The organism is Bacteroides sp. AF25-38AC, assembly GCF_003602995.1.
In the GTDB taxonomy this organism is placed as follows: Bacteria; Bacteroidota; Bacteroidia; order Bacteroidales; family Bacteroidaceae; genus Bacteroides; species Bacteroides uniformis.
Map to the genome: position 1 here is coordinate 58,476 of NZ_QTMD01000006.1, position 25,137 is coordinate 83,612.

The 25,137-nt window shown below is 45.5% G+C and carries 22 protein-coding genes; 16 read left to right on the top strand and 6 right to left on the bottom strand.

Features of this window, described 5'->3' with window-relative positions:
* The first annotated feature begins 94 nt into the window (after positions 1 to 94).
* Positions 95 to 952, top strand: a complete 858-nt coding sequence (locus DWY55_RS05750; protein WP_005823911.1) for an enoyl-ACP reductase — start codon at positions 95 to 97, stop codon at positions 950 to 952.
* Positions 952 to 1,656, top strand: coding sequence for an SAM-dependent methyltransferase (locus DWY55_RS05755; protein WP_005823906.1), 705 nt, complete (start codon positions 952 to 954; stop codon positions 1,654 to 1,656). The genes DWY55_RS05750 and DWY55_RS05755 overlap by 1 nt, the downstream gene beginning before the upstream one ends.
* On the opposite strand, the gene DWY55_RS05760 is transcribed toward DWY55_RS05755, so the two are convergent.
* The 6 genes from DWY55_RS05760 to DWY55_RS05785 all read right to left on the bottom strand — a co-directional run bounded on the left by DWY55_RS05760 (position 1,622) and on the right by DWY55_RS05785 (position 8,979).
* The gene (locus tag DWY55_RS05760) at positions 1,622 to 2,740 is read right to left on the bottom strand and encodes a hypothetical protein (RefSeq protein ID WP_008665606.1); all 1,119 of its coding nucleotides are present in this window, start codon (positions 2,738 to 2,740) and stop codon (positions 1,622 to 1,624) included. The genes DWY55_RS05755 and DWY55_RS05760 overlap by 35 nt on opposite strands.
* Positions 2,741 to 2,786: 46 nt before the next feature.
* Positions 2,787 to 3,668 (bottom strand): lipoyl synthase, encoded by an 882-nt coding sequence (gene lipA / locus DWY55_RS05765; protein ID WP_005823900.1) that lies wholly within the window; start codon positions 3,666 to 3,668, stop codon positions 2,787 to 2,789.
* Positions 3,668 to 5,881 carry a S9 family peptidase gene (locus DWY55_RS05770; protein WP_009037143.1) on the bottom strand — a complete coding sequence of 738 codons (2,214 nt, stop codon included), beginning with the start codon at positions 5,879 to 5,881 and terminating at the stop codon, positions 3,668 to 3,670. Before DWY55_RS05770 ends, lipA begins: the two co-directional genes overlap by 1 nt.
* Before the next feature lie 201 nt (positions 5,882 to 6,082).
* Positions 6,083 to 6,844, bottom strand: a complete 762-nt coding sequence (locus tag DWY55_RS05775; RefSeq protein WP_005823892.1) for a sugar isomerase domain-containing protein — start codon at positions 6,842 to 6,844, stop codon at positions 6,083 to 6,085.
* Between the two features lie 31 nt (positions 6,845 to 6,875).
* Positions 6,876 to 8,027: an MFS transporter gene (locus tag DWY55_RS05780; protein ID WP_120172750.1), complete on the bottom strand. Its 1,152-nt coding sequence runs from the start codon at positions 8,025 to 8,027 to the stop codon at positions 6,876 to 6,878.
* A complete protein-coding gene (locus DWY55_RS05785) occupies positions 8,020 to 8,979 on the bottom strand; it encodes an ROK family protein (RefSeq protein WP_009037141.1) in 960 nt (319 codons plus the stop codon). Before DWY55_RS05785 ends, DWY55_RS05780 begins: the two co-directional genes overlap by 8 nt.
* 315 nt (positions 8,980 to 9,294) lie before the next feature.
* Between DWY55_RS05785 and DWY55_RS05790 the strand changes: the two genes are divergently transcribed.
* The 14 genes from DWY55_RS05790 (at position 9,295) to DWY55_RS05860 (ending at position 25,076) form a co-directional block, all read left to right on the top strand.
* A complete protein-coding gene (locus tag DWY55_RS05790; protein WP_005823884.1) occupies positions 9,295 to 10,224 on the top strand; it encodes a TIGR01212 family radical SAM protein in 930 nt (309 codons plus the stop codon).
* A 61-nt stretch (positions 10,225 to 10,285) separates the two neighbouring features.
* Entirely contained in the window at positions 10,286 to 11,485 is a 1,200-nt protein-coding gene (locus tag DWY55_RS05795; protein WP_005835258.1) for an FprA family A-type flavoprotein, read from the top strand.
* Positions 11,486 to 11,563: 78 nt separating this feature from the next.
* Positions 11,564 to 12,376, top strand: coding sequence for a glucosamine-6-phosphate deaminase (gene nagB / locus DWY55_RS05800; RefSeq protein ID WP_005823882.1), 813 nt, complete (start codon positions 11,564 to 11,566; stop codon positions 12,374 to 12,376).
* 465 nt (positions 12,377 to 12,841) lie between these two features.
* On the top strand, positions 12,842 to 14,407 hold the full coding sequence (locus DWY55_RS05805) for an ATP-binding protein (RefSeq protein WP_008665600.1): 1,566 nt from the start codon (positions 12,842 to 12,844) through the stop codon (positions 14,405 to 14,407).
* 186 nt (positions 14,408 to 14,593) lie between these two features.
* Positions 14,594 to 15,706, top strand: a complete 1,113-nt coding sequence (locus tag DWY55_RS05810; RefSeq protein ID WP_229077931.1) for a transcriptional regulator — start codon at positions 14,594 to 14,596, stop codon at positions 15,704 to 15,706.
* 150 nt (positions 15,707 to 15,856) lie between these two features.
* A complete protein-coding gene (locus DWY55_RS05815; protein WP_057256539.1) occupies positions 15,857 to 16,075 on the top strand; it encodes an NVEALA domain-containing protein in 219 nt (72 codons plus the stop codon).
* A 29-nt stretch (positions 16,076 to 16,104) separates the two neighbouring features.
* Positions 16,105 to 17,133: a BF3164 family lipoprotein gene (locus DWY55_RS05820; protein WP_057256538.1), complete on the top strand. Its 1,029-nt coding sequence runs from the start codon at positions 16,105 to 16,107 to the stop codon at positions 17,131 to 17,133.
* Positions 17,134 to 17,342: 209 nt separating this feature from the next.
* A complete protein-coding gene (locus DWY55_RS05830) occupies positions 17,343 to 17,603 on the top strand; it encodes an NVEALA domain-containing protein (RefSeq protein WP_081028992.1) in 261 nt (86 codons plus the stop codon).
* A gap of 122 nt (positions 17,604 to 17,725) precedes the next feature.
* Positions 17,726 to 18,724 carry a hypothetical protein gene (locus tag DWY55_RS05835; RefSeq protein ID WP_057256525.1) on the top strand — a complete coding sequence of 333 codons (999 nt, stop codon included), beginning with the start codon at positions 17,726 to 17,728 and terminating at the stop codon, positions 18,722 to 18,724.
* Positions 18,714 to 19,715 carry a hypothetical protein gene (locus DWY55_RS05840; RefSeq protein WP_133303482.1) on the top strand — a complete coding sequence of 334 codons (1,002 nt, stop codon included), beginning with the start codon at positions 18,714 to 18,716 and terminating at the stop codon, positions 19,713 to 19,715. The genes DWY55_RS05835 and DWY55_RS05840 overlap by 11 nt, the downstream gene beginning before the upstream one ends.
* Positions 19,716 to 19,742: 27 nt before the next feature.
* Positions 19,743 to 20,615 (top strand): DUF1573 domain-containing protein, encoded by an 873-nt coding sequence (locus DWY55_RS05845; RefSeq protein WP_117877876.1) that lies wholly within the window; start codon positions 19,743 to 19,745, stop codon positions 20,613 to 20,615.
* A gap of 98 nt (positions 20,616 to 20,713) precedes the next feature.
* Positions 20,714 to 22,552, top strand: coding sequence for a hypothetical protein (locus tag DWY55_RS05850; protein WP_057256522.1), 1,839 nt, complete (start codon positions 20,714 to 20,716; stop codon positions 22,550 to 22,552).
* Complete coding sequence (gene lepB / locus DWY55_RS05855) at positions 22,549 to 23,445, top strand: signal peptidase I (protein ID WP_117877878.1); 897 nt, start codon at positions 22,549 to 22,551, stop codon at positions 23,443 to 23,445. Before DWY55_RS05850 ends, lepB begins: the two co-directional genes overlap by 4 nt.
* Positions 23,427 to 25,076 (top strand): O-antigen ligase family protein, encoded by a 1,650-nt coding sequence (locus DWY55_RS05860; protein WP_374937450.1) that lies wholly within the window; start codon positions 23,427 to 23,429, stop codon positions 25,074 to 25,076. The genes lepB and DWY55_RS05860 overlap by 19 nt, the downstream gene beginning before the upstream one ends.
* The last annotated feature ends 61 nt before the right edge of the window (positions 25,077 to 25,137 follow it).

The window sequence follows — 25,137 nt, forward strand, 5'->3', positions numbered from 1 at the left end:
TATTTTTTGCCGTTCTTCCCTTTTCTTTGCACACTTTCGGGCTTTTTATGCAAAAACTTCCTATCTTTGCAGCCGAATTTTACTAAAAATAGGTATGAGTTACAATTTGTTGAAAGGAAAAAGAGGCATTATTTTCGGTGCTCTGAATGAGCAGTCCATTGCCTGGAAAGTAGCAGAAAAAGCAGTAAAAGAAGGTGCAACCATCACTTTATCGAATACACCGGTTGCTGTCCGTATGGGCGAAGTGTCCGCTCTTTCGGAGAAACTGAACTGCGAGGTGATTCCCGCAGATGCTACAAGTGTAGAAGATTTGGAAAATGTATTCAAACGCTCTATGGAAGTATTGGGTGGCCCGGTTGACTTCGTGCTGCACTCCATTGGTATGTCTCCCAATGTGCGTAAGAAACGTACATATGATGATTTGGATTACGATATGTTGGAAAAGACGCTGGACATCTCCGCTGTCTCTTTCCACAAGATGATACAAGCTGCCAAGAAACTCAACGCCATTGCCGACTACGGTTCAATTCTGGCTTTGAGTTATGTGGCTGCGCAACGTACGTTCTACGGTTACAACGATATGGCAGATGCCAAGGCACTGCTGGAATCCATTGCCCGCAGCTTCGGTTACATCTACGGACGTGAACACCATGTACGTGTCAACACCATTTCCCAGTCTCCCACGATGACCACTGCCGGTTCCGGTGTGAAGGGTATGGACAAACTGTTCGACTTCGCCAACCGCATGTCTCCTCTGGGTAATGCTTCTGCCGATGAGTGTGCGGACTACTGTATCGTGATGTTTTCCGACCTCACCCGCAAGGTCACTATGCAGAACTTGTTCCACGATGGAGGTTTCTCCAGCGTAGGTATGAGCCTTCGCGCCATGGCTACTTACGAGAAGGGACTGGATGAGTATAAGGACGAAAACGGAAATATCATTTACGGCTAATGGAACTCGCACTTTATCTTTTGCCAGTCACGCTGGGCGATACGCCTATTGAAACGGTGTTGCCTCCTTATAATAAGGAGATAATACTGGGAATCCGCTATTTCATCGTGGAGGATGTGCGCTCGGCACGCCGTTTTTTGAAAAAGGTGGACAAGGGAATAGATATTGATGCGCTGACATTCTATACGTTGAACAAGCATACGTCGCCCGAAGACATCTCCGGCTATCTGAAGCCGCTGGTGGAGGGGCATCCGATGGGCGTGATCTCCGAAGCCGGTTGTCCGGCTGTGGCCGACCCGGGAGCGGACGTAGTGGCTATTGCACAACGGAAAAACTTGAGAGTGGTCCCCTTGGTGGGGCCCTCTTCCATTATCCTCTCCGTCATGGGTTCCGGCTTCAACGGTCAGAGCTTTGCCTTCCATGGTTATCTTCCCATTGAACCGGCAGAGCGTGCCAAAAAGCTGAAAATGCTGGAACAACGCGTCTATAATGAACATCAGACTCAGCTTTTCATTGAAACGCCTTATCGCAATAATAAGATGATAGAGGATATTCTTCATAACTGCCGTCCGCAGACCAAGCTCTGCATTGCGGCGAACATTACTTGTGAAGGGGAGTATATCAAAACCAAGACCGTGAGGGAGTGGCAGGGCAAGACTCCCGACCTTTCTAAGATTCCTTGTATTTTTCTCTTGTATAAATAATAGCTTCCAGGTGCTCGAATTCATATTCCAGGCAACTGCTGAAGAAGTTCCGTCCCAGGTTGTGTTCCATTTGCTGGAATGTCCATAGCTTTCCCCCCTTGAAATTCTTATTGCATAGGATGGAGTCATCGTCCAGGTCTAGTGTGAAGAGATAGACCAGGCGGTTGGTGGCTTCATTCTCAAAATGATACATGAAGTTGAAGTGCAAATGGTCTAATGGGGCGGTGGGAAGCGTTTGTCGTAAAATTCTGTGTGCGCCTTGTTCCAATGTTTCTCCATATATCAGGTAACCCTCCATCAGCAAGTCGATTTTATCTTTCTCGAAAACGTTGCATTTGGGGCGGGGGAGGAGAAACAGCATGCCGTGTGAGGCAACGGCAATCCGGATGACCGGATTGATATAGTCGTTTTTCCGGTTGATGGCTTCTGAGGCGATGGCTTTCCCCATGACATCTCCTTTGGTATTGACTATCGGTACGAAAACCGTGTGGTTCATCACTATATTGAAATAGAAAATGCCGAACTGATTGAACAGAATGCCTGATATAAAGACGAGGGGAGGCGCCACATAAAACAGAATGTGGCGGGTAGTGTCTCCCAAAGGGTAACTGACCAGAACCGCCAAGAAGATAATCAGAAAATGCAGCAGGCTTATGATAAGGATTACGCGTGAGGATACGATGGCGGCTTCTGCCCCTTGTGCAAAAAGCTGCTTGCAGCATTTCTGTGTCTGAGACATGTGGTAGTCCAGAAATTTTCTCCTATTGAGGTAGATGACGAATGGGGGAATGATGGCACTGATTTCCAGCGTGAACGGAAGCATGAAACGGGGACAGTAGTTTACGAGGAATAGGGTTGTTACCGATAACAGCAGTAACATTCCGGTAGTACAGTAAAGTATGATTTGCGGAACATGCGTTCCTCTATGCCTCACCGAATAGATGCTAAACAAGAGTCCTACACCTGCACCGATGTAGATGGACATGTCCTGCGTTATAAACTCGCATAATATGATGGATATTATAACGGGGATGAATCCCAGCGACATATTGAATCTTGATGATAAAATTCTTTGATGGCTCATTATCCGTATTATGATTTTGTCGTTTACATCATAACAACTGGGAAATTTAAATGTTTCCTATTTTACTTCTTTTTTGTATAAAATGGATCTGTTTTTCCGCATGATAAGAGGAGCGTACCAATGGAGCGCTTTCCACTTGCTGAAACCCTTTTTTCAATCCTTTCTCTCTGTAGAGTGCAAATTGTTCGGGAGTAATATATGCTGCTACCGGATAATGCTTGTGTGTGGGTTGAAGGTATTGGCCTATAGTCAGTATGTGGCAGTCCACCCGGCGGAGGTCGTCCATCAGTTCTTCCACTTCTTCCGGAGTCTCGCCCAATCCCACCATAATGCCGGACTTGGTGGTAGTATTGCTTTCTGCAATTTGCCGCAACACTTCCAGGCTTGTTTCATACTTGGCGGCACTGCGTACGAGGGGGCTGATGCGACGGACAGTCTCCATGTTGTGCGAAATGATTTCCGGTTGTGCATCGATGACTTGTGCCACGAGTTCCTTTCTTCCCTGGAAGTCGGGAATCAGCACTTCGACGGTGGTGTCAGGGTTGAGCCGCTTGATTTCCCGGATGGTACGTACCCAGTGTGACGCGCCTAAGTCGGGCAGGTCGTCACGGTCTACGGAGGTGACGACTGCATGGGAGAGTTTCATCAAGGCAATGGACTCTGCCACATGTGTAGGCTCATCGGCATCCAGTGGCAAGGGCTTCCCGCTTGCCGTGTTGCAGAACTTACAGCACCGGGTGCAGATATTTCCCCCAATCATGAAGGTTGCGGTGCCTTTCCCCCAACATTCCCCCATATTGGGGCAACGGCCGCTGCTACAGATGGTATGTAGGCAATGCGATTCGACAATGCGTTTGGTCTCGGTATAGCGCTCGTTGGCACCGATGCTTATTTTGAGCCACTCAGGCTTACGTACTCTTTCGGGCATTATTTCAATTCTTTGTTGAAGAAGTTGGTCAACCGCGTGTATAGGTGTAACCGGGTATTTCCTCCGTAGATACTGTGGTTGCGGTTGGTGTAAACCTGCATATCGAACTGTTTGCCGAGTTGTACCAGTTGTTCGGCATATTCGGCACAGTTCTGGAAGTGTACATTGTCGTCTGCCATGCCGTGTACCAGCAGCAGGTTGCCGTGAAGCTTGTCGGCACGGGTAAAGGTGGAACTGGCCTTATAGCCTTCGGCGTTTTCTTTCGGTGTGCGCATAAAGCGTTCGCCATAAACGGTGTCGTAGTAGTTCCAGTCGGTAACGGCAGCTACGGCTACTCCGGCCTTGAATACCGGTGTTCCTTCACTCATACTCATAATGGTCATGTATCCACCGTAACTCCATCCCCAGATTCCGATGCGGTTTTTGTCCACATAAGGCTGGTTGCCCATGTAGAGGGCGGTTTCCACCTGGTCTTTGGCTTCCTTGATACCCAGGTTCAGATAGGTGCATTTGGCGAATTCGGCACCCCGTCCTCCGGTGCCACGCCCGTCTACGCAAACCACGATATAGCCTTGTGATGCCATGTAGGTTTCCCAGCTTACACTGAACTTGTCAAGCACTTGCTGTGAACCGGGGCCGCTGTACTGGTACATCAGTACCGGGTATTTCTTGCCGGCAGAGAAGTCGGCAGGTTTCATCATCCAGCCATTCAATGTGGTTCCGTCGGAAGTCTGGAAAGTGAAGAATTCCTTCCGTGGCATGTCATAGCCGCTGATTTCCTGCTTCAATGCCGCATTGTCCATCAGGGTGGCAAGAGTCTTGCCGGTATTGTCGTTCAGCGTAATGACGGTCGGAGTGTCCAGATTGGAATAACGGTTCATATAGTACTTCATGTTCGCACTGAACTGCGCACTGTTTGTTCCGGCTTGTGACGATAGTCTGGTCTTTTTACCTTTCCGGTCAATCTTGTAGATGGCACTGCGCATGGGGCTTTCCTCGTTGCTGCTGAAGTAGAAGCTTCCTTCTTCGGGGTCGTAACCCAGGAACTCCTGCACTTCATATTGTCCGGCTGTCACTTGTTTCAGCAGATTGCCGCCTATGCTATACCAGTACAGATGGTTGTATCCGCTCTTTTCGCTGACAAAACTGAAATTTTCCGGATAGAAGACGATGTTGTCGAATACATTCTCGCGGATATAGGTATCGCTTTCATCACGCAGAGCCAGTTTGGCTACCGTGCTGCGAGGGTCGGCAAAGTATAGGTCGAACCGGTTCTGATGGCGGTTCAGTGTCATGACGGCAAGCTTGTTGGGGTCTTGGGTAAAGCGGATGCGGGGAATATAGCCGTCTGCATCTACCGGCACGTTTATCTTGCGGGTCACTTTCGACTTGATGTCGAAGGTGTGTACGGACACTTTGGAATTTACTTCTCCCGTTTTAGGATATTTGTAAGTATACTCTCCCGGATACTTCTCGAAAGGGGTGAAGTGGGGGGCTTGTCCGGCAAAAAGAGGGAAAGAGTAGGAGGGAACATCTTTCTCGTCGAAGCGGATGAAAGCCAGCATCTGGCTGTCGGCACTGAATTCCAGCGCACGGTTGAAGGAGAACTCCTCTTCGTAAACCCAGTCGGGGATGCCGTTCAGCACCTCGTTCTGTTTCCCGTCTTCCGTCACCTGGCTTTCGCTGTTGCCGTAGAGCAGTTTTACAAGGAAGATGTTGTTGTCGCGTACGAAGGCCACCTGGTTGCCGTCCGGTGAAAATACGGGCACCTGTTGCGGGCCGCCGTCCGAAAGCTTTTCCACAATGTTGTTGATTTTACCGTCCAGGTTGCGCTTTAGGCTGTAGATGTAATGCACAGCCGTATAGGAATGACGGTAGATGGGAGTTGTTTCGGTGGCAATGAGCAGCTTACTGCCGTCCGGAGCAAAGCTGTAGCTGTCGAATGTCTTGAACGTGCATTCGCGTGCGGTAGCGGCATCAAACAGCACTTCCACGGGTTTTCCCGTTTTGAAGGAGTACTTGATGATTTGTGTCCTGTCCGCATTCATCTGCGAATAATGTTCCCCGTCTCCCGGGATGGGGATAACGCCGGAAATATTCTTCGGAGTGAACTTGCCCGATACGATTTCTTTCAAATCGAGTGCCTTGCCACTTTGGGCGAAACCTGCCAGCGTACAGAGGCAGAGGAGAAGTGCGATGCTTATCTGTTTCATATCTATCTTTTATGCTTATCTGTTTCCCTATTTTTTCTGGGGAACAAATATACAACAAAGGGAAGATTTATCGAAGCAGTGGGCCGATTTTATTCTTTTTGAACAGAAAAAGCCCGTCCTGCTTCTTGGGGGCGAAGCAGGAACGGGCCTCCGTCACTCATAGATGATGATTGGATGAGATGATGATTGGAATATCTTTCGTTACAAGCACTTGACTTTTCTTTGATATTCTGCAATGGCTGCATCCAGTCGTTCGTGGGCGGTTGTGTCACCCGGAACGTTGTGCGACGGATGGATGTACAAGTGTACGCCACGGTCGGCAAGGATTTCGGCAACGGTAGTGATGGTCATCCATACCATGGTGACGAAACTCAATGTAGACAACGGACCTACCTTGTCGAAGTGGTTCTTCAAAGGTACGGAGGCGTCTACCAGGGGAACGCAGGAATCCACTACGATATCTGCCAACTGGAAGAGGTTCTTTCCGCTGGAGTGGCGGCTGGCCTTGTCGCCCGTTTCGCTGGCCGAACCGTATACGATAACTTTCATGCCGCGCTTCTTGGCTTCCAATGCCATGTCTATATTGACGGCATTGATACCGGTATGTGAGAAAATCCACATACAGTCTTTGGAATCAAAATCATAATTCTTCATGATTTCCTGGCCGTAGCCTTCTGCCCGTTCCAGGAAGAGGAACTGATGAATACCCATCTGGCCGATAATCTGTGTGAAGAATGTCAGAGGCAATTCGCAAAGTGGGTGGAATCCTACAAAGCTGCCGATACGCGGATACATTTCTTCTACGGGAATTGTTGCGTGGCCGCAACCAAACGTGTGGACCCAACGACCGGCTTCGATGGAGTCTGCCATAACAGTGGCTGCTTTTTTGATGTTTTCCAACTGGGTAGCCTCCAGTTTTTCCATAATGCCATGGGCATTCTTTAACCATTCGAGTGCTAACATAACTTTTTTGTTTTTTAAGAAGTTAATAAATTTATTTGAGTGAGCGTTTATACAAAAGGAGCATGACGGCAAGTGAGGCAATCATCAGATAAGGATAAAGCCCGATGCCATTGGTGTATTGGGAAACCATTCCCATCAGGCCGTTCATTGCAGTCTGGCCAATGAGGGCTATGGCAAGCGCCACGCTGAATGCTGTTCCCGATAAGGACGGGTACCGGCTTCCAAGAATGCTGAGTATCACGGGATACGTGGCCGACAGCCCCATACCTACCAGCACCATGCCGACTGCCGCGCGTGCAAAACCCGGCGAGAACATAAGGAAACAGAAGCCTATGGCAGTGAGTGCAAGGCTGTAGGGCAGCACGGTTTCCGGTTTTATCTTCTTGAATATCGCAACTTGCATCATACGTGCCACGGTCAGTCCCGCTACCATGCAGGTCAGTGCAATCAATGCCTGATTGGCCGGAATATCCGTCATCTGCCCAAAGTAACTCGTGGACCAGTTGTTGCAGACACCCTCGATGCCGCTTTGGAAAAAAAGAATGAAGCTGAGTAGCAGTAAGCTGCTTTCTTTCAGCAGTCCCAATCCCTCTTTTACCGGGAAACCTTGCGCCTGCTTAGGGGCGGGGAAGCGTACGGGGATGCAGAATATAATGCCCGCAAGCATCACTACACCAATTCCCAGCAAGATGGTTTCGAATGAATAATGCCTGGAAAGGGAGCCCAGCAACATCGGTATGCCCAATGCGCCCAGTCCGTAGAACATGCCCAGAAAGCTGAGGCGTGAGCCTTTTTCGGATTCTCCTGAGATGTCGGATACCAATGCATTGGTTTCTCCGTTGAGGATGCCTCCGCCCAGGCCGATGCCGACGATGGAAGCTTGCAGCAGTGGCACGCTTTCAAAGAAGGCAAGCCCTTCCATCCCCAGCAGTACGATGATGCAGCTGGGCACCAGCAGGGCTTTATGTCCGAACCGGTCTACGATGGGACCGAAAATCAGGGAACCGGCCAGCATGCCCAGAGGCAGGAAAGTGACCAGTGAGGTTGTCTGCAACCCGCTCAGATTCAGCTTGGCTATGAGGGATGGCAGCACTGCTCCCAATGTAATCATGGAGACTCCGAAGAAACACATCCCGATGCACGCTGCCGTGAATACGAGATTCTTGTGATAACTGTTACTCATACAAGTGATTTTTGATGGCAAGAAACGCTGCTCCTATCAGTCCGGCATTACCGGACAACTGAGAAGGTACAAATTCCACCTGCTTGATGCTGAGCGGCTGCGCCCATTTGCAGGCTTCCTTGTAAATGTCATCTATAAAGATACCGGCAGGGCCGAAGACGCCTCCGCCCCAAATTATCTTCTGCGGGTTGAGTAGGCTGACCAGATTTGCGGAAGCCATGCCCCACATCTCGACAGCTTTGTGCAATACGGAGATGGCAATAGGGTCTTTTTCATTATAGGCACTGAACACATCATAGGCCGATATGCGACAGATGGGTTTCTGGCGCAGTTTTCCTTTATATGACTTGTTGGCGCGTACGGCATCGCGTACCCGTGCCCCGATACCATTGCCGGAAGCGTAATATTCGAAACATCCGCATGCGTCATACTCTTCCCGGTAGGGAGGTTGCAGGGCCATCCAGCCGGTGGCGCCGATAATGTCGTTGGCTCCGTGCAACACGTGCCCGTCGATGATGATGCCGGCACCGATACCGGTTCCCACGGCAATGAATATGGCACTGTGACATTCTTTGGCGGCACCTTGCCACATCTCTCCATACATATAGCAGGTACGGTCGCTGTCGATGTATATCTCGATGCCCGGAGGCGTTACACTGCGCAGCTCCTCATAGAGGGGGTAGTTGTCCCAGCCCGGTATGTTGGGGGCCCATACCCGGTTGGTTTGGGAGTAAACGATACCGGGGATGCAGACACCTATTCCGTCGACGTGTATACGGCTTCTGCGTGCTACGGTAAGAAGTTTGGCGAGGATATCCGCGGCGAGCTTGCCCACTTCGTGACCGGTTCTTCCTTTCAGGAGCCGTTTGCGGTTAAACATCATGCTTCCGTCCGGAAAGAAAATGGCGCTGGCTATTTTTGTGCCGCCTATGTCCAATGCGATTGTTGCCATGGTGTTATAGTATTTATAGGTTGATTCATTAAGGTTGTATGCAAAGCTATGAATTTATTTCATTCTTGAGGTGTATAAACTGAGGAAATTGTGTGTAAAAAGAGTGTCTAATCACTAAATTGTGTTTAATGTAATTGCGCTTGGATGTACTCTTTCTCAATTAATTAGTTATATATCAGTGGATGAAACATTTTTTAGTGCAGGTGGAAATTCTTTGTTTTATGTTCGTTAACAAATCGGGTGGAAAGTATTCTTGTTTTTGCAGGTTCATCCCACGGAAAAATCCTATATTTGCCACTTACATAAGGAATATGTATGGAAACCAAATCTACGCTCTATAATGAGTTCCCTCTTTTTCTGAAGCGATATTTTTCCTATAAGGTACAGAAAATATCGCTGAATGCCGGTTTTACGTGCCCCAACCGGGATGGAAACAAAGGAGTCGGCGGTTGCACCTATTGTAACAACCAGACCTTCAACCCCGATTATTGCCGTACGGAGAAATCCATTACCCGCCAGCTGGAAGAGGGCAAGCAGTTCTTTGCACACAAATATCCGGAGATGAAGTATCTCGCCTATTTCCAGGCCTATACCAACACGTATGGTGAATTGGAAGACTTGAAGCGGAAATACGAGGAGGCCTTGTCGGCAGACGGGGTGGTGGGCCTGGTTATCGGCACCCGTCCGGACTGTATGCCCGACAGCCTGCTGGACTATCTGGAGGAGATGAACCGGCATACATTCCTCTTAGTGGAGTACGGCATAGAGAGTACCGACGACAAGACACTTTGCCGCATCAACCGCGGGCATACTTTTCATGCCGCCGCCGATGCGGTGGAAAGAACCGCTTCACGCGGAATCCTGACCGGTGGGCATGTCATACTCGGACTGCCGGGCGAGACGCACGAAAGCATCGTGGCACAAGCCGGTGTATTGTCCCGCCTGCCACTCACTACCTTGAAGATGCACCAGTTGCAACTGATAAGGGGTACCCGCATGGCTCTGGAGTACCGGCAGCATCCTGAAGATTTTCATCTGTTTGATGTGGAGGAATATATCGGCCTCGTGATAGACTATATCGAGCATCTGCGGCCGGATTTGGTGCTGGAGCGTTTTGTCTCCCAGTCTCCTAAGGAACTGCTCATTGCACCCGACTGGGGACTGAAAAATTATGAATTTAATCATCGGGTTCAAAAAAGAATGAAAGAACTCGGTGCATATCAGGGAAAGAAGTATGAAATGTGAGAAAAAAGAATTATTTTTGCCGCAACTTTAAATATGGAATCAATCTAAATAAAGAATAATTATGAACCCAAAAACAGTGATAAAAGGAAAAATCCACTACGTGGGAGTGAATGACCGCAATAAGCATTTGTTTGAAGGTATGTGGCCGTTGCCGTATGGGGTTTCCTACAACTCTTACCTGATAGATGATGAGACGGTCGCTTTGGTCGATACGGTAGACATCTGCTATTTCGAGGTGTATCTGCGCAAGATAAAGAGCATTATCGGCGAGCGCCCCATCCAGTATCTCATCATCAACCATATGGAGCCGGACCATTCGGGCTCTATCCGCCTGATAAAGCAGCATTATCCCGACATCATCATCGTGGGCAACAAGCAGACCTTCGGCATGATAGAGGGCTTTTATGGCGTGACGGGCGAACAGTACATGGTGAAGGACGAGGATTTTCTGGCTTTGGGACATCATAAGCTCCGCTTCTATATGACCCCGATGGTGCACTGGCCCGAGACGATGATGACTTTTGACGAAACGGAAGGAGTCCTTTTCGCCGGTGACGGTTTCGGCTGTTTCGGCACGTTGGACGGAGGGTTCCTGGATACCCGCATCAATCTGGACAGATACTGGGACGAGATGGTGCGCTACTATTCCAACATCGTGGGCAAGTACGGCTCTCCGGTGCAGAAGGCACTTGCCAAGCTGGGCGGTCTGCCCATTTCCACCATCTGCTCCACGCACGGGCCGGTGTGGACGGAAAACATAGCCAAGGTTATCGGCATCTACGACAAGTTGAGCCGCTACGCCGCTGACGAAGGTGTGGTCATTGCCTATGGTTCCATGTACGGCAACACGGAGCAGATGGCGGAAGCCATTGCGGCGGAACTTTCTGCACAAGGCATCAAGAACATCGTGATGCACAATGTGAGCAAGAGCAATCCTTCTTATATCATTGCCGACATATTCAAGTATCGCGGACTTATCATCGGCAGCCCCACCTACAGCAACCAGATTTATCCTGAGATAGAATCCTTGCTCTCCAAGATTCTGGTACGCGAAGTGAAGGGACGTTATCTGGGATACTTCGGATCCTTCTGCTGGGCAGGTGCTGCCGTGAAGCGCATGGGCGAGTTTGCCGAAAAGAGCAAGTTCGAGATTGTGGGCGACCCGGTAGAGATGAAGCAGGCCATGAAGGACATTACTTACGAACAATGCGAAAACCTGGCACGTGCCATGGCAGAGCGTTTGAAGAAGGATAGGAAGTAGTTGAAAATTAAGAATTAAAGAATTAAGAATTGAAGTTGAAAATTACCCCTAATTTATTAACCTAATAAAACAATCACAATGAGACTAATCATTCAACCGGATTATCAATCCGTATCAAAGTGGGCGGCACATTATGTGGCTGCCAAGATCAAGGCCGCTCATCCGACACCTGAAAAACCGTTTGTATTGGGATGCCCCACCGGTTCTTCTCCGTTGGGCATGTACAAGGAACTTATCGACCTGAACAAGAAAGGCATCGTGTCTTTCCAGAACGTAGTGACTTTCAATATGGACGAGTATGTAGGTTTGCCCAAGGAACATCCCGAAAGCTACTATTCCTTTATGTGGAACAACTTCTTCAGCCATATAGACATCAAGCCGGAGAACACCAATATCCTGAACGGCAACGCTGCCGACCTGGATGCCGAGTGTGCACGCTATGAAGAAAAAATCAAGTCCTACGGCGGCATCGACCTCTTCATGGGCGGTATCGGTCCCGACGGACATATCGCTTTCAACGAGCCGGGTTCTTCCCTTTCGTCACGCACCCGCCAGAAGACATTGACTACCGATACCATCATTGCCAACTCCCGTTTCTTTGACAACGACGTGAACAAGGTGCCCAAGACTGCCCTGACCGTCGGTGTGGGTACTGTGCTTAGCGCCCGCGAGGTAATGATTATCGTAAACGGACACAACAAGGCACGTGCCCTCTATCATGCAGTCGAGGGTCCCGTGATGCAGATGTGGACTATCAGCGCCTTGCAGATGCACGAAAAGGGTATCATCGTTTGTGACGATGCGGCCACCGAAGAATTGAAGGTGGGTACTTACCGCTACTTCAAGGATATTGAGGCAGAGCACCTGGATGCGGAAAGCTTGCTGAAATAAGCAAACTAATAAAAGTTTTGCAATTCCACCCTCACCACCCTCACCGCTTGTCTGCATCTGCTTGTTCATCGGTGTTTCAGGGGTGAGTGAGAGCAATTTAAAAGGGTGAGGGCAAATTTTGCCCTCACCCTTTTTGTTCTCCTGATTTTGGTTGACTGTTTTCAGGACAGGGCGTTATGTGATGAAAACGGGCTCTGCTCCGCTGTAAGGCTTTGGGTGCCAATGTTAAAGATACCAAATACTCACTGCAAAACCAGTGCATCGTTTTTGCAGTGCCGCTGCAACATAGATGCAGTGCCACTGCAACTGTTTTGCAGTGCTACTGCAACGCCTTTGCAGTGTTACTGCAAAAGATGTGCAGTAGGTTTGCAGTGAGGGCTTGTGATGAAAAAGCCATGGGCGTGCTTTCTTTTTTGCGGAATATGTGCTATCTTTGTCATACTTGTAATTTAAACAGTAGCAGCTATGGAATTGAGTGGCAGACGCTATCCGATAGGGATACAGAATTTTGAGCAACTGCGTACGCGGAATTGTGTGTATGTGGATAAGACGGAGCTGGTGTACAAATTGGTGAATACAGACCAAATTTATTTCTTCAGCCGCCCCCGTCGGTTTGGCAAAAGCTTGCTCGTGTCTACGCTGGAGGCCTATTTCCAGGGGAAAAAGGAACTTTTCGAAGGGCTGGCTATGGAACGTCTGGAGCAGGAATGGGAGGTTTGCCCGGTGCTGCACGTTGATTTCAGCTTGACGAAATATACTGAGCTGCGTGACTTGACGGGGCAATTGAATTTGTTTTTATCTCGTTGGGAAGAAATTTACGGAAAAAAGGAAGAGGAAGAGGGGGCGGCAGAGCGTCTGCAAGGCATCATCCTGCGTGCCTACGCCAAGACCGGAAAGCCGGTTGTAGTGCTGATTGACGAGTACGATGCTCCTCTGCTTGACAGTAATTCCGATGCCCTTTTGCAACAACAGCTTCGCAACGAGATGCGCAAGTTCTTCAGTCCTCTCAAGGGGCTGGGGCAATATCTCCGTTTTCTTTTTATCACGGGTATCAGCAAGTTCAGCCAGCTGAGCATCTTCAGCGAACTGAACAATTTGCAAAATATCAGTATGCGCGATGACTTCAGTGCCCTCTGCGGCATCACCGAGGAGGAACTGCTGACGCAGTTGAAACCCGATATTGAGCGGATGGCCGAGGCTAATGATGAGACTTACGAGGAGGCATGCTTGCATTTGAAGCGGCAATATGACGGTTATCATTTCAGTAAGGCTTGTGCGGATATTTACAACCCGTTCAGCCTGTTCAATGCTTTCAATTCCAAAGAATACAAGAACTATTGGTTCTCCACGGGCACGCCTACTTTCCTGATAGATATTCTGCGCCATGCAGACTTCGATGTGCGTGCGCTGGAAGGTGTTGAGGCTACCGATGAGCAGTTTGATGCGCCTACGGAACAGATAACGAGTCCCATCCCGGTGCTCTACCAGAGCGGTTATCTGACCATTAAGGGCTATGACCGTAATTTCCAAATCTATCGTTTGGCCTATCCCAACGGTGAGGTCCGTAAAGGGTTCATTGAATCCCTGCTTCCCTCTTACGTGCACTTGCCTGCCCAGAACAACACCTTCTACGTCGTCTCTTTCCTTCGCGACTTGATGAAGGGTGATGTGGAGAGCTGCCTGGAGCGTACCCGTTCCTTCTTTGCCTCCATTCCCAATGATTTGGAGAACAAGACCGAAAAGCATTATCAGACCATTTTCTATTTGCTGTTCCGGTTGATGGGGCAATATGTGGAGTCGGAAGTGAAGAGTTCCGTAGGCCGTGCGGATGTGGTGGTGCAGTTGCAGGATGTCGTTTATGTCTTCGAGTTCAAATACGACGGTACCCCGGAAGAGGCGTTGGCTCAGATTGACAGCAAGCAGTATGCCATCCCTTACCGGGCGGACGGCAGGCGTGTGGTCAAGATTGGCGTGAATTTTGACAGTGCCACGCGGACGATTGGTGGGTGGAAAATAGCTAAAGCTGATTAGAAACTCTTGTAAGTATGCTTATGCCATATTTTTATGGTTTTCTCGTTTTTCTTCAAGTATTTTATCTGCTGCGCAATGGTATCTTACCATTTCTTATCAGGCGAGCATGGTAAGAAGATGATTAAGATTGGTGTCCCTTGTAAAAAAATGCTTAACTTTGAGGCGGATTAATATTAGACACACCACATGGACGAGAAAAGGGAGAGACGACAAATGCTATTGATATACGTTGCTATAGGGGTTATTGTAGCAGTAATTACTGGATGGTTCTTGTATCAAAACCGAATGGAGTTCTGGGAAACGCAGGCACGGAGTGCTTTTCGTATGGCTTTGGGAGAAGAGTTGCAGAAAAGGAATGAAGTTGACGTGTATTTCAGTTCGTCAGGAAATATTAGATTACCAGATAATTCCATTGATATTAAGAAGGAACCGATAAAAGTACGTATAGAAAGTGAATATGGGGTAAAAGACTTTTTTATCCCTTATGAAAAGCATTCCCATAATATAGAACGCTCTTCAGATATGCGAGCGTCATATTCTTATGTGTTGTATAAGAGTCCTTTGCAGGCTGATTCGTTGAATAGGATATGGTATCGCTTACTGGAAGAAATGAACTATTTTGGTAAAACGGTAGTACGTATATCTGTGGCTGATTGGGATGAACGTGAAACTTATACTTTTTCGGATGATTCCCTTTATATGTTAAAACCGGATAGTCTTATGTCTTGTTATTTGGGCTATAGGTGCGAAATTGGTGTGACGGGATATTTGTATTATTCTTGGTTGAACGTTTTTACAGTTAAGGATAAGATTCTTTTGTGCGCTCTTGCTCTTTGTTGCTTTCTGCTGTTTTTTCTGCAAGAATACATTGTAAAGATTTATTGTCGTTTCTTTGTCAAAGAGGTGACGGTAGAAACCCCAGTCCCGATATTTGTGGAGAAAGAAATACCAATGATTGTAGTAGATAGGAGTGAGGCGCTTGTTTATCGGTTGGAAGATGATTTGTTTTTTGATGCCGATTCCGGTGTGTTGTATAGAGTAGACCATAGGGTGAAGTTGACGGCAACTCTTGCAAGACTACTGCAAGCCTTCTTGGATGCGGAAGATTATAGGTTGTCAGTCAATGGAATTATGGAACTATTGTGGCCGGACGGTTCAGTAACACCGGGAAATGTACATACTGTAATAACAAGATTACGAAAAGCCCTGTCCGAAGTTTCTGATTGGCGGATAGAAAATAAAAATCTTTGTTATCAACTAAAAAGCCCCATTTCATCGGAAAAATCCTTGAATGAATGATGGAATCTTTCATCTGACAAGGCCTGACAAAGCCTAAAATAAGTGCTTGTCAGACTTTGTCAGACTTGAAATTTGGTAGTTTCTTTTCTTTTTCGGTACTTCGCACCATCGTTTAGAAACAAAACTATTAATATAAAGAATAGTAAAAGGATGAAAAAGAAAATTTTATTTATCAGCTTGTTTTTGGTTGCAGTAGTTACAATCTCTTTTCAATTGAATGCAGGAAAAAATGATTTAGGAAGTCTAATGTTGGAGAATATAGATGCTTTGGCATCCGGTGAAACGGGTACAAATATCTACTGTCGTGGTACCGGATCTGTGGATTGTCCGATTAATCATGTTAAGGTTTGGGCTGTAATGAGTAGGTAGCCTTGAAGAACTTTATTAACATATTGTTCTTGTTCATTATTTTAGTAGCTTGTACCTCTACTCCACACAGTAACGGGATGTTTTGTGCTGATTTCCCGCAAACGCGGGAACTGAAAGGAACAGTTATTCCGCTGGATACTGCTTTGTTCCGTTATCCTTTCCGTATTCGGGTGCAGGGAGATATGGCTGTGGTGATGGATTTGCATGGGACAGACTGTTTCTGTCATGCTTTTAGTTATCCGGAATTTCACTACATATCCTCTTTCGGCAAGCGGGGAGAATCTCCCGATGAGCAGATTTCTGTCGAAAATATCCGGTGGTATGGGGAATCTTTGTGGTCTCTTGATGCCAACAAGTCTGAATTAACTCGGTTTGGTTGTGATTTATCCGGTGATTCACTGTTTCGTCAAGAAGCAGTGAACCTGGATAAAGACATTCTCCGTGCTTTGGACTTTGTGATGATGGATGATTCTACCTTTATTATTCCCGATTATTCGGGAGACAACCGTTTTTGCTGGGTGAACAGGCAAGGCGGACTGTTGTATAAAATGGGGGCAATCCCTTCTTCCAATGAGGATGCCATGAAGCATGCTCGTCCTGCATTGGCGCAGGCATGGCGCAGCTTCATCGATTACAATCCCCGAAACGGAGTGCTGGCGGCGGTCACCCAACTGGGCGAAGTGCTTGAAGTCTTTAATTTGAAAGACAGCACGCACGTGGTACGCATCGGGCCTCATGGCGAGCCGGAATTCAAATTGTCAGAAGGTTATGGCATTCCTACGGGTATCATGGGATTCAGCGATGTGCAAGTGACGGACAGTGCCATTTATGCCGTCTTTCATGGACGCTCTTTTAAAGAAATAGCCCAGAATGCACGGAAAGGCATCCAAGTGGATGGGGGACAATATATTTATGTATTCAACTTGAAGGGGGAACCTCTCTGTAAATATGTACTCGACCATTGTATCTATGGCATCTCTGTAAATGAGCAAAAAGGGACGATTCTTGCTACGGATGTGAACAAGGATGAACCGATAATAGAGTATACAATGAAATAAAAGAAAAATATAAATAGGAATGGAGAGGAACGGACGGCAAACGTCTTGTTGGTGCATGATGAGCCGTCCGTTCCATAACCCACCCAGAAAGGAGGTCGAGGCAAAGATAAGGATTTGGATTGAATAAGCAAAATGTTTGCTTTCCCATTGAAAGGATAGATATGGAAGACAAAACAAAATATTATTGATTAAGAAAAACAAAGAAAACAATGAAAAAGATAATGAAAATAGCTTTTGTTGCAGCATTTGCGGCAGTGGCAGGATACGGTGTTTATGCTAACCAACAATCGGAAACTATGTCTGATTTGATGTTGGCGAATGTGGAAGCGTTGGCAGGTAGTGAAATATCGAATCCAGGTTGTGACCCCAGTTGGGATAGAGAATGTTGTGTTTGCTTTAATGTACATCATACATATGCGTATGCTAATGGTAAAAATAGTTGTGAAACTCGAAAGAATTGTCATTATTAGTGGAATTTGACAGCCTAATGGCTGCTTAAAGACATAAAATGATAGAGCACTGTAGAATATTTATAAAATTCGTTGGATCATGTAACTATTTTGCGGTGCTCGCTAATAAAAAATAGTATATAATGAAAACATATTATTATTTGCTTATATTTTTTTTCTTGTATGGCTGTGCAAATGAGAAAAAACTGAATGTAGAATATGTGAGTGCAACTTATGAGTTGCTGGATGATGAAATAGCAACTACCATGCCGGGAACCTTACGCGTAGCCGGTGATTTTTTGGTGTGGGAGGACCCTTTTGCGCGCGACTATTTTGTACATGTGCACGAAAAAGAAACTGGTCGTAAAGTGGGAGTGATGGGAAAGGTAGGAGAAGGTCCGCGTGAATTTATCACAGGAGGTATAAATGGCTCATGTATCGACAATCGTTTTTTTGCCGTGGATGCTAATGGAAAGACGCGTGGCTTCTTGTCTCTTGATAGCTTGTCGCAAAGTAAAGATGCGTTTATTCCTATGACGGAAGAGGAACGGTTATCACGTCCTGCCATGGCTGAATATGCCAAGAATGTGTATATTGGAGTTGCGGATGCTGGTGCGGAACATTGTTTTGAAACTCTATTGCATGGTCAGGCTTCTTCGTTTGGCAATTATCCCATTCCGCAGGTGAAACAATATTTAGGGGGAGAGAGAGGATATAATGCATCTCGTGGAGTATTTGTCTGTTCTTGTTATGATTTCCCTTATTTAGCATTGTATCAGCAGGGTGAGGATGAATTTTCATTAGTGTGGGAATGGAGAACAGATGGTGACGAATACGAGATTCGGAACAATGAGGTGATTTTTGACCGCAGGGTAAAAGGTGTCCGGGGACTTTGTATGAGCAAGGATTTTATTATTACATTGCAACGAGACCGTAGAAAGGATGATACGGATGAATCTACAGTGGGAAGGGATGCAAGCAAATGCCCTCATACTGTTTTCTTGTATGATTATGATGGAAATTTAGTGAAGATTGTTGATTTGGGCATTCCCGTAATGCGTATAGCTTCTGAAGAACAGAGTAATACGTTGTATGCCATAGGGGTGAATCCGGATTTTGTCTTGGTGAAATATGAATTATAAGATAGGGCATTTAATCGTTATTTGCGTTGCACTACTTCTTTGTGTGGCTTGTGGGGAACAGCGTAATGCTGTGGCTGTCGTCTATAAAGAACATTTTCCTATAGATACAATGCTTCCTATTAAGACATATCCGGCAGAAGAATTGGTACGTCCCGCTCGGATGAATAGAATCAACAATCGGGTGATTGCTTTTGGGGGATATGAAGAAGTAGGAATCTATGATTACCCCGATTTAAAATTCATAAAGAAAATGGTGCTTCCCGGTCGTTTTTCTGTTTCTCAAGGAAAAGATTGTTTGTATCTTGAATCGGGAGGAGAAGTGGATGCCTATACCTTGAAAAGTGATTCCTTGTGTAAAACATCTTCTTTTGTTATTGATAAAGTAAGTGAAAATATTGGGACGGTGCAAGAGTTGAATCCCGGGGTGTATATATATGCAGATAGGAGAAAACATCCGGGAGTGTCTGAATATCATGTGACAGATATTCAGACGGGAAGAGATGTCTCAGGGGGGAATTATCCGGAAAATGATATTCGTTTTAAGAATTTGGAAAGCTTTAAATCGGCTTATTATCATTATCTGATGATGAAACCGGATAGGAGTGCTTTTGTGGTTACTTACGCTTCTTTGAGACGTATCCGGATCTATGATCGGAATGAAAATTTGCGGCATGACGTCTTTCTGGAAGGTGGGCTGGGAAATTACAAGGTAGTTCCCGCTCGCCCTTCAGAGCAGTATTGGCATTTTAGTTGCCCGTTTGTAACGGATAGGTATATTTATTTGATAAATCCGAATCAGTTGGGTGCGGGGCCTTTGCTTCCGCATTGCAATTTGTTGGTTTTGGATTGGGAAGGGAATTTGGTCGCTAAATATCGTTTCAGTGTGCTTATCAATGATATATTTGTAGATGAAGAGAGAAATATTCTTTGTGGAAGTTGCTCTGATTATGAAAGTACACGATTCTTCAAGATGGATTTATTAGATAATTGATTGAAGGTAGTTTATAAATGATAACTTATGAAGAATTTTATAATAATAATCTTAGGTTTTGTGGTATTTGCTTCATGTGGAAAATCCAATAAAGACAAATCTTTTTCTTTGTTACAGAAATGGATAGGAAAAGAATTGAGTTTGCCTGCTAGGTCGGTTTTTACGATTCAAGGAAAAGATACGGTAGAATATCCCATTCAAAACACATATAAAATATTGACTTATATTGATTCTACGGGTTGTACCAGTTGTAAATTGAAACTTGCTGAATGGGAAAAGTTTATCACCGTAGTCGATTCTATACGACCTCATACGGTACAGTTCCTTTTTTTCTTGTGTCCTAAAAATGGAATGGAGATATATCAAACTTTACGGGTGGAAAGGTTTAAACATCCGATTTGTATTGATGAAGGAGACAACTTGAATAAGTTGAATCATTTTCCTGCTGATATGGCATTTCAAACTTTTTTGTTGGATAATGATAATAGAGTTGTAGCTATGGGTAATCCTATCCATAATTTGAAAGTAAGAGAGCTCTATTTGAAGATTATACAAGGCAGAGAAGTAAAATCTGATGATGAAGACAATGTTGTTCAAACAATTGTTGATGTGGATAAAGTTTCGACATCTATGGGGAATTTCGACTGGCAAAAAGAACAGAAGGTTACTTTTATCATGAAAAATGTAGGCGATAAACTGTTGGCAATAGAAGGGGTGGATACGTCTTGTGGCTGTATTTCTGTAGAGTACTCTAAAGAGCCGGTTCGTCCGGGAATGGATTTGAATTTGTCTATTATTTATAAGGCAGAACATCCTGAACATTTTAGTAAAACAGTAAGAATACATTGTAATTCGGAGTCATCTCCGATAATACTTACGGTTTCTGGTAATGCACAGTGAGTGTTTAAAAAAGTAAAAACGAAAATTAATAAGGTATGAGGAAATCTGTGTGGTTGTTTACATTATTGCTTCTTTGCTCTTGTGTGAACAACCATCGTTTGAGTAAAGCGCTTGAACTGGCTGGGAGTAATCGGGGCGAGTTAGAAAAGGTACTTATCCACTATAAAGATAGTGGGGAGAAATATAAAGCAGCTTGCTTTTTGATTGAGAATATGCCTAAATGTTACAGTTACAAAGGGTGGCTGATAGATACGTTGAGATATTGGAAAGCAACTACGGATTCTTTTGGTATCATTGATAGTAGTCAAGTAGCAAAATGGGAGAAATATCCGGCTTCGATGATGAATAAAGAGTATGATATTCATGTTATAACTGCTGATTATCTGATTCGTAATATAGATCAAGCCTTTGTGGTCTGGAAGAAAAGGCCTTGGAATAAAGATCTTTCCTTTGATGATTTCTGTGAATTGATTCTTCCTTATCGTATCGGTGATGAAACGCTTGAAGACTGGCGGAGTGTATACAGCGAGGAATTCTCGTTTTTATTGGACTCTGTTTATATAGGAACAGATGTAATGGAAGCCACGAAGGTTGTTATGGAGAACCTGAGGGAAAGGGGATTTCGGTTTAATAATGACTTTGATTCACCTCATATGGGTGCTCTTTTCCTATTGGAGCATCGGGCCGGAAAATGTGTGGACATGTGTGATTTTGGACTTTATGTTTTGCGCTCATTAGGAATTCCGGCCACAGCAGACGTGTATTTCTTTGAATCGGAATCCCGAATGGGCCATATCTGGGATGTAGTGAGAGATTCTTTGGGAAATTTTGTTAATATAAACTCTTTCCATGTGGCTAAATTTAAGTGGGACGTGGACGGAAGAAGGATAGGGAAGGTATTTCGCTATTGTTATGGTCTACAAAAAGAGAAACTGAAGTTTCTGAGTGTGAAAGATGAGATACCTCCCTTGTTCAGACATTGTTTTGTGAAGGATGTTTCTGAAGATTATTTTAAAGATGATTTGGTGTTGGATTTAAGTGATGTAGAAGACGACTATGTATATTTGGGAGTATTTCGTCCGCAAACGGCAGGAGAGGGAGTGGATATAGCTAAATTGAGGAAAGGAAAAGCGACTTTCAATAATATAGAGGCTAAAATGATATATATGCCTCTTGCTTATGAGAATTCAACCTATAAGCCCATAGGTTATCCCTTTTTCTTTGACGGTAAGGAGGCACATCCTTACATTCCTGATTTGTCTGTAAAGGATACTGTCGTTTTAAAAAGAAAAGCTGCTTTCTTTGACTGGATTAGATACTGTTTCAATATCATGGTAGGCAGTAAATTTGAGGTGTCAAATAGAAAAGATTTTTCAGGGAATGAACCATTTTATTGTATTTGCGATACCCCACATACCAACCGTACTTTTATACATTTGCCAGAACCGGTGAAAGGACGGTATGTTAGGTTCTCTACGCCAAAAGATATACGTATTGAATTGGCCGAGTTGTCTTTCAGTTATGATGGAGTGAAGGTGAATCCTCTGAAAATAGAAGGAGATGTTTCGGAAAATAAGTATCTTAAAATAGATAATATTATTGACGGTGACGTGCTTACTTACTATTTACCTAAAAAGGGAGGTGCTTCTATGGTGATTGATTTTGGTAAGGAGATATGTTTCAATGAATTGATGTATATGCCCAGAAATGATGATAATTTTGTCCGTATAGGCGATGTTTATGAGTTGTTTTATCATGGGGGAAAAGATGGATGGATTTCGTTGGGACAGAAAAAGGCTACCGATACTTTTTTGGTGTATGACAACATGCCTAGGGGCGCACTTTTTTATCTTCATGACATCACACGTGGCAAAGAGGAGCAAGTATTTCGGATTGAGAACGGAAAGCAGGTTTTCATATCAAATTTTGGGAAATGAGGTTTCGGAATAATTTATTCTTGCGTAAGTTGTTGGCTTGGGGCATTAATTTAGTCAATGGATTGTGTTTTGTGGCTTTTGGGGGACTGTTGGCTCAGTTGTTGCTTGCCATTTCCTTTAAGATTCCTTCTGATTCGATGGAACCTTCCTTGTTGGCAGGAGACTATATTCTGGTTGATAAGTGCTCAAAAGGAGCGAGGCTGTTCGATGTGTTTGCCGCATTGGAAAGGAAAGAGGTTAAGATTCATCGTATGCCCGGATGGAGGGAGTTCAAGAGGAATGATGTGCTTGTATTCAATTTTCCTTATCCGGGAAGTTGGGACAGCATTGCCTTTGATGTAATGTCATATTATGTAAAGCGTTGTATAGCAGTTCCGGGAGACACTTTGGAAATCAAGGACTGCCATTATAGGGTGAAAGGGCATGACGGATACTTGGGGAATACTGCTGCACAAGATAAATTGCAAAAATTACTTGACTCCGAGGAATTTGTGAATAGGGGAATAGTGGTTGAAAGTTATCCTTTTGATAAAGAACTGGGCTGGAGCATTGCCGAATTTGGACCATTGTACATACCGGCTAAAGGAAGTGTAGTAGAGATGGATTCACTGAACCGGATGCTTTATAGAAATCTGATAGAATGGGAACAGAAGGAGAAACTGACGTTCAGGAGGGATACTGTATTGTTAGGAGACAGTGTTATAAGCAGATACTGTTTCCGTGAGAATTATTATTTCGTATCCGGTGACAAGATGGAGAACTCGAAAGACTCACGCTATTGGGGATTGTTGCCTGAACCTTTTATTGTAGGCAGGGCTCTACGCATTTGGAAATCGAAGGATGATATGTCAGGAAGTATAAAATGGGAACGGGTATGGAAGAAAATAGAATAAGGCAAATAAAGGCTGTCGTTACTTGGACTGTGCTTTGGATGGCTGTTCTGGTTTTATTGTCAATGGTATGCGTAGCTTCTTCAGGGTTACTTCCTGCTGAAACTGTCGGGCAGTGGGTCTGGTTCGACAAGGCGTCCTTCTTGTTGGCTGGATGTATTCTATCGGCGCTTATCTTTAAGTCTAAAGGGGATTTTATAAGTTTGGATTCTGTGATTTCCTGGGTATTGGTTGTGTTGGGAGGATCTGAAGCTATTTTAGGGTTGCGCCAACTCTATGGCTTTGCAACTTCCGGTCACTCTATGTACGCCTTGACGGGTTCTTTCTTCAATCCGGGACCTTATTCGGGCTATTTGGCTATGATACTTCCGGTATGTTTGTATCAATGGCTGGTTTGTGGCAGGAGGGGGGGACGTGTTGTTGCCGGTGGTGTGATGCTGCTTATCTTTTGTGTGCTTCCGGCAGGAATGAGCCGTTCGGCATGGTTGGCGGCAGGAGTTTCCTGTCTGTGTGTATATGCTTGGCATATGGATTGGACGGATAAGTTCAGATTATTATGGCAGCAGCAAAAGCAGCGTGTGGTGATGGTAGTGGTCGGTGGATTCTGTGTCTTGCTATTGGCGGGCTATTTACTGTTTGTCTTGAAACCCGATTCTGCACGTGGCCGTCTTTTCATGTGGAAGATAACTTGTCGTGCCATTGCAGAAAAGCCGTTGACCGGATATGGGATTCATAATTTCGCAGCAGCCTATGGAAATGCGCAGGAAACTTATTTTGCAGCAGGTGATTATGAACCGTGGGAGGAACGTGTGGCGGGAAGTCCGGAATATGCATTCAATGAATATCTGCAGGCTGCGGTCGAACTGGGCATTCCTTTGGCGGTATGTCTATTGGTTGTGGTCGTGCTGTGTTTGTATAGGGGAGTCCGTAAAGGACGTTATGGTATCTGTGGGGCTATTCTTTCTTTGATGATATTCTCTTTTTCCTCCTATCCGCTACAACTTCCGGTATTTATCGTTACATTTGGAGGATTGCTTGTGGCGTGCTTGTCCGGTGCCGACCGTTGGCAATGGTTGGGGCTGGCTGTATCAGTAGGCATCATTGGCGGTTTTCGCCTGAAGAATGACTTGCAAGTGGAGCAGGCCTGTCGGGAGTGGATGAATGCGCGGGTGCTGTATAATGCAGGTGCGTATCAATCGGCAGAGAAAGAGTACGGGCGCCTTTATCCTCTGTTGAGGGACCGGGCATCTTTCTTGTTCGAATATGGGCATGGATTGCACAAGCAGCAGCAGTTCAGTAAATCCAACCGTATTTTGAAAGAAGCTTTACAGCGTAGTTGTGACCCCATGATACTGAATGTGATAGGCAAGAACTATCAGCAGATGGGTGATTGCTTGTCAGCGGAAGACTGGTTTATCCGTTCCACCCATCGTTTGCCGGGACGTATTTATCCCTATTATCTGCTTGCGAAGCTTTATGCGGAACCAAGCTTCAGGCAACCGGACAAGTTTGAAAAAATGAAGTGGATGGTATTGACGAAAGAGCCGAAAGTGCATTCTACGGCAATACGACAGATGAGGGAGGAAATAAAAAAGATTCAGCTTATTTTTGTCCATATTAAAAAAGATGAATAAAAACGGAAAGTGTTAATAATGAGTGAACTAATTGCTAAAGTGCTATGAAAAAAGTGTCCAC